Annotated in this window: 5 protein-coding genes; all 5 read left to right on the forward strand. The window is 65.8% G+C overall.

Annotated elements, in window-relative coordinates:
* Positions 1–640 precede the first annotated feature (640 nt).
* The 5 genes from ACFWZ5_RS43930 (at position 641) to ACFWZ5_RS43950 (ending at position 6,345) form a co-directional block, all read left to right on the forward strand.
* Positions 641–1,873 carry a branched-chain amino acid ABC transporter substrate-binding protein gene (locus tag ACFWZ5_RS43930; RefSeq protein WP_384805611.1) on the forward strand — a complete coding sequence of 411 codons (1,233 nt, stop codon included), beginning with the start codon at positions 641–643 and terminating at the stop codon, positions 1,871–1,873.
* Positions 1,874–1,962: 89 nt separating this feature from the next.
* Complete coding sequence (locus ACFWZ5_RS43935; RefSeq protein ID WP_384805609.1) at positions 1,963–2,892, forward strand: branched-chain amino acid ABC transporter permease; 930 nt, start codon at positions 1,963–1,965, stop codon at positions 2,890–2,892.
* Between the two features lie 5 nt (positions 2,893–2,897).
* On the forward strand, positions 2,898–4,721 hold the full coding sequence (locus ACFWZ5_RS43940) for a branched-chain amino acid ABC transporter permease (protein WP_384805607.1): 1,824 nt from the start codon (positions 2,898–2,900) through the stop codon (positions 4,719–4,721).
* 5 nt (positions 4,722–4,726) lie between these two features.
* Complete coding sequence (locus ACFWZ5_RS43945; RefSeq protein ID WP_384805605.1) at positions 4,727–5,632, forward strand: ABC transporter ATP-binding protein; 906 nt, start codon at positions 4,727–4,729, stop codon at positions 5,630–5,632.
* Positions 5,629–6,345, forward strand: a complete 717-nt coding sequence (locus ACFWZ5_RS43950; protein WP_384805603.1) for an ABC transporter ATP-binding protein — start codon at positions 5,629–5,631, stop codon at positions 6,343–6,345. Before ACFWZ5_RS43945 ends, ACFWZ5_RS43950 begins: the two co-directional genes overlap by 4 nt.
* The last annotated feature ends 92 nt before the right edge of the window (positions 6,346–6,437 follow it).

Below are 6,437 nucleotides of genomic sequence, written 5' to 3' on the forward strand. Positions count from 1 at the left end.
GGGGTCCTAGGGGCGGAGCCCCTAGTTTCGGGAAGGGGCGGGTCTGGGGCGCCCCGCGAGGGCCCCGTCACCGCCCGTGTCCACCACGCGTCACACCGGTACAACCCCGCCGTGGCCCGCCCCGGCCACCCCCCTTCACCGTAAAAACAGGAGCGCTCCGCAAAAACACTCCTGACCACCCACATTCGCGTATGCGGAAAAGTGCCACGGAATGCCCGACTCCCTTTCCCGGGCGTAACACTGCGTAATAGGGGCGCAATCAAGGATCGAAGATCAATTCCCCGCGCCGCGCGCGTAAAAGATCTTCCCCGGCCGATCGGGCCGCACCGCCCCGAACACTTCTGTCATGAGTAAAACCCCTTAACAGTCCTGCACGTTCCGCTATGCCGGATGCGCCGAAGCGTGCATATTCCGCCACAACCGTCCCCTCGGTTCCAGCGCGGAATACTCCGTGGCATAACAAGAGCGTCACAGCCTTGGTCCGACCACTCCACCAGGATCAATTGCGCCCTTAGAGTCACGGCCAGTCACCGCGCCGCCGGGCGCGAACTGAATTGCACGGCCCTGTACCACCACCAGTACGGCCCGGCGATCTTCACGGCACCTCAGCAGAGGGCCGCGCCTGGGGAAAGGACCAATCGTGCGAAACCGTTCCGCGCTCATCCTCACCACGGTGTTGACCACAGGGGCACTCACCCTCACCGCCTGCGGGTCGCGCGACAAGGACAAGGACGACGACAAGGCCGGAGGCAAGCAGACCGTCGTCATCGGCTTCGACGCCCCCCTCACGGGCGACCTCTCCGCCCTGGGCATCGGCATGCGCAACTCCGCCGACCTGGCCATCAAGAAGGCCAACAAGGCCAACGAGGTCGACGGGGTCGAGTTCAAGCTCCAGCCCCTCGACGACCAGGCCCAACCCTCCGTCGGCGGCCAGAACGCACAGAAGTTCATCAGCAACGACGACGTACTCGGCGTCGTCGGCCCGCTGAACTCCAACGTCTCCCAGTCGATGCAGAAGCCCTTCAACGACGCCACCCTCACCCAGATCTCGCCCGCCAACACCGGCACCGAACTCACCCAGGGCGACGGCTGGAAGACCGGCGACAAGAAGCGCCAGTTCAAGACCTTCTTCCGCACCGCCACCACCGACCAGGTCCAGGGCCAGTTCGCCGCCCAGTACCTGTTCCAGAAGGCGAAGATCAAAAAGGTCTATCTGATCGACGACCAGAAGACCTACGGCGCAGGCCTCGCCGCGTCCTTCAAGGACACCTTCACCGACCTCGGCGGAAAGATCGTCGGCCAGAACCACGTCAACCCCGAGGACCGCGACTTCAAGGCCATCACCTCCAAGGTCAAGTCCACCGGCGCCCAGGCCGTCTACTACGGCGGCGAATACCCCGCCGCCGCCCCCCTCAGCCAGCAGCTCAAGGAATCCGGCGCCAAGATCCCGCTCATGGGCGGCGACGGCATGAAGAGCGAAGAATTCCCCAAGCTCAACAAGAAGGCCGAAGGCGACCTCGGCACCTCCGTCGGCGCCCCCGTCGAGAAGCTGCCCTCCGCCAAGCAGTTCATCGAGGACTACAACAAGAACTACAAAGAAAACATGGAGACCTACGGCGCCGGCACCTACGACGCCACGTGGTCGATCATCCAGGCCGTCAAGCTCACCGTCCAGGACAACGACGGAAAGCTCCCCTCCGACGCCCGTGAAAAGGTCCTCGCCAACATGAGCAAGGTCAAGTTCGACGGCGTCACCGGCACCGTCTCCTTCGACCAGTACGGCGACACCACCAACACGATGATGACCGCCTACCAGATCACGAAGAACAAGTGGGTCGCCAAGTTCAACGAGGCCTACAAGCCGCGCAGCTGAGCACCACCCCATTGACCTCACACCGCGCGGGAGTGCTACCAGCGCTCCCGCGCGGCGCCATATCCGAACCATCCAACGGAGGCCCTGCGGTGAACGAACTGCCGCAACAGCTGGCCAATGGACTCATCCTCGGCGCGATGTACGGTCTCATCGCGATCGGCTACACGATGGTCTACGGAATCGTCCAGCTCATCAACTTCGCCCACGGCGAGATCTTCATGGTCGGCGGCTTCGGCGCCCTCACCATCCACCTCTGGCTCCCCGAGGACTTCTCACTCCTCGCCGCCATCCCCCTCATGATCATCGGCGGCGTCATCTGCTCCGTCGCCGTCGGCACCGCCGCCGAACGCTTCGCCTACCGCCCCCTGCGCGGCGCACCCCGCCTCGCCCCCCTCATCACCGCCATCGGCCTGTCCATCCTGCTCCAACAGGCCATCTGGAAGTGGTACCCCGACGCCAAGAAGGACCGCTCCTTCCCCCAGTTCAGCGGCGACGCCGTCGACATCTTCGGCGCCCACATCCAGCGCGGCGACTTCTTCATCATCATCACCGCACCCCTGTGCATGCTCATCCTCGCCTGGTACGTCAACAAAACCCGCTCCGGGCGCGGCATGCAGGCCACCGCACAGGACCCCGACACCGCCAAACTCATGGGCATCAACACCGACCGCATCATCGTCCTCGCCTTCGCCATCGGCGCCGCCTTCGCCGCCGTCGCAGCCGTCGGCTACGGACTCCACAACGGCCAGGTCGGCTTCAAAATGGGCTTCATCATGGGCCTCAAAGCCTTCACCGCAGCCGTACTCGGCGGCATCGGCAACATCTACGGCGCCATGATCGGCGGCATCGTCCTCGGCGTCGCCGAAGCCCTCGCCACCGGCTACATGGCCGACGTACCCGGCATGGAGCAATTCGGCGGCGGCGCCTGGAAGGACGTATGGGCCTTCGCGCTCCTCATCCTCGTCCTCCTCCTCAGGCCCCAAGGGCTCCTAGGCGAACGCGTCGCGGATCGGGCGTGATACCCATGACAACGAAAACCCCCAGCACACCCGACACCCCCCACCTCGCCACCAAGCAGACGGGCACCCCCACCTCCACCCTCCCCCTGCCCGAACCCGTCGCCCGCATCGCCGTCCTCGCCGGCTCCGCGGCCGCCCTCATCGGCACCTTCCTCGCCTGGACCTGGACCACCGCCTTCCCCGGCGACCTCACCGTCACCGGCTACCCCGGCGGCCTCCAACTCATCACCCTCACCGGCGCCGCCCTCACCCTCCTCCTCACCCTCGCAGGACAAGGCATCCGCGGCCTCACCTGGCTCGTCCCAGGCGGCACCAACAGCCCCGTCCTCCTCCTCACCCTCGGCGTCCTCGGCTCCACCGGCTACACCATGGGCGCCATCGCCGAACACCTCGGCGGCATCGTCAACCTCGAACCCGGCGCCTGGGTCTCCGGCATCGGCGCCCTCATCGCCACCATCGGCGCCCTCGGACTCCCCTCCGACATCCCCACCGACGAACACCACACCAACCCCTGGCACCGATTCCGCGCCAGCCTCAAAGCCCCCGCCCCCACCCGACCCAGGGATCTCCCCTCCTGGATCGAAATCCTCATCATCGCCGCATCCTTCGGCATCGGCCTCTACCTCCTCGCCTACGGCATCGACGCCTACTCCGAACTCTTCATCGGCTTCCTCATCACCGCCGCGTTCGGCGCCACCGCACTCAACCGAGCCGGACTCATCCCCCGCCTCAACACCCTCACCGCCAAACACCGCAACGTCACCTTCACCGCCGCCATCGTCGCCGCGGCCCTCTTCCCCTTCACCCAGGACGACAGCGCCTACGCCCTCGTCGGCGTCAACATCCTCATCTTCGCCACCGTCGCCCTCGGCCTGAACGTCGTCGTCGGACTCGCCGGACTCCTCGACCTCGGATACGTCGCCTTCCTCGGCGTCGGCGCCTACACCGCCGCCCTCGTATCCGGCTCCCCCGCCTCCACCTTCGACGTCCAATTCCCCTTCTGGGCCGCCGTCCTCACCGGCGCCGCCGCCTCCCTCGTCTTCGGCGTCGTCATCGGCGCCCCCACCCTGCGGCTGCGCGGCGACTACCTCGCCATCGTCACCCTCGGCTTCGGCGAGATCTTCCGCATCACCATGAACAACCTCAACGGCCGCTCAGGACCCGACCTCACCAACGGATCCCAAGGCATCCCCAACATCCCCGACCTCGAAATCCTCGGCTACAACCTCGGCGTCCCCCACGAAGTCGCCGGCTTCACCCTCAGCAGACCCGCCAACTACTACCTGCTGATGCTCCTCTTCACCGCCGTCGTCGTCCTCGTCTTCCGCCGCTCCGGAGAATCCCGCATCGGCCGCGCCTGGGTCGCCATCCGCGAAGACGAAACCGCCGCCACCGCCATGGGCATCAACGGCTTCCGCGTCAAACTCATCGCCTTCGCCCTCGGCGCCACCCTCGCCGGCTTCGCCGGCAGCGTCCAAGCCCACGTCTCCTACAGCATCACCCCCGAGCAGTACCTCTTCGCCAACACCGTGCCCCCCAACTCCGCCTTCCTCCTCGCCGCCGTCATCCTCGGCGGCATGGGCACCATCAGCGGACCCCTCATCGGCGCCGCCCTGCTCTACCTCATCCCGGCCAAACTCCAATTCCTCGAGGACTACCAACTCCTCCTCTTCGGCCTCGCCCTCATCCTGCTGATGCGCTTCCGCCCCGAAGGCCTCGTCGCCAACAAACGCGCCCAGCTCGAATACCACGAGACCGACCAACTCGACATCCCCGAACAACAGAAACTCCCCGAAGGAACCGTCGGCGTCAGCAAGGCGGGGGCGTGACCACCATGACCACCACCACAACCACCGTCCTCCAAGCCACCGGCGTCACCATGCGCTTCGGCGGCCTCACCGCCGTACGCTCCGTCGACCTCACCGTCGACAACGGCGAAATCGTCGGCCTCATCGGACCCAACGGCGCCGGAAAAACCACCTTCTTCAACTGCCTCACCGGGCTCTACACCCCCACCGAAGGCAGAGTCGCCTACAAAGGCACCATCCTCCCCGCCAAACCCCACCTCGTCACCGACGCCGGCATCGCCCGCACCTTCCAGAACATCCGGCTCTTCGCCAACATGACCGTCCTCGAAAACGTCCTCGTAGGCCGACACACCAGGACAAAAGAAGGACTCTGGTCCGCCCTGCTCCGCGGCCCCGGATTCAAAAAAGCCGAAGCCGCATCCCACGCCCGCGCCATGGAACTCCTCGAATTCATCGGCCTCGCCCACAAAGCCGACCACCTCTCCAGGAACCTTCCGTACGGCGAACAGCGGAAACTCGAAATCGCCCGCGCACTCGCCAGCGAACCCGGACTGCTGCTCCTCGACGAACCCACCGCCGGCATGAACCCCCAAGAGACCCGCGCCGCCGAAGAACTCGTCTTCGCCATCCGCGACCAAGGCATCGCCGTCCTCGTCATCGAGCACGACATGCGCTTCATCTTCAACCTCTGCGACCGCGTCGCCGTCCTCATCCAGGGCGAAAAACTCGTCGAAGGAACATCCGAGGTCGTCCAGGCCGACGAACGCGTCATCGCCGCCTACCTCGGCACCCCCTTCGAAGGCGAACCCGGCGCCGCCGAAGTCGCCGAGGTCGAAGCCGCCGAAGCCTCGGCGGACACCTCGACGGGCACCCCGGCCGACCCGCCTGCAGACACCCCCGCAGACGCCCCGGCGGAAGGAAAAGGCCTGTGACCGCACTACTGGAGGTCGAAGACCTCAGAGTCGCCTACGGCAAGATCGAAGCCGTCAAAGGCATCACCTTCAGCGTCGAAGCCGGACAAGTCGTCACCCTCATCGGCACCAACGGCGCCGGCAAGACCACCACCCTGCGGACACTCTCCGGACTCCTCAAACCACTCGCCGGAAAAATCGTCTTCGACGGCCGCCCACTCAACACCGTCCCCGCCCACAAAATCGTCGCCCTCGGCCTCGCCCACTCCCCCGAAGGCCGCCACATCTTCCCCCGCCTCACCATCACCGAAAACCTGCAACTCGGCGCCTACCTCCGCGACGACAAAGCAGGAATCGACAAAGACATCCAGCGCGCGTACGACCTCTTCCCCATCCTCGGCGAACGCAGAAAACAAGCCGCAGGAACACTCTCAGGCGGCGAACAACAAATGCTCGCCATGGGCCGCGCCCTCATGTCACGCCCCAAACTCCTCATGCTCGACGAACCCTCCATGGGACTCTCACCGATCATGATGCAGAAAATCATGCACACCATCAACGAACTCAAATCCCAGGGCACCACCATCCTCCTCGTCGAACAGAACGCCCAAGCCGCGCTCTCCCTCGCGGACCACGGCCACGTCATGGAAGTCGGCCGCGTCGTCCTGTCCGGGACCGGACAGGACCTCCTCCACGACGAGTCCGTCCGCAAGGCCTACCTCGGCGAGGACTGAGCCTGGCCCCTGGGCCTCGCGCAGCGAAGAGGGGGGGGGCCCCCCGGTGGGGGGGGGCGCCCCCCGGGGGGGGATTTTTCCGCCCTACCCCC

Source organism: Streptomyces sp. NPDC059003 (genome assembly GCF_042740445.1).
In the GTDB taxonomy this organism is placed as follows: Bacteria; Actinomycetota; Actinomycetes; order Streptomycetales; family Streptomycetaceae; genus Streptomyces.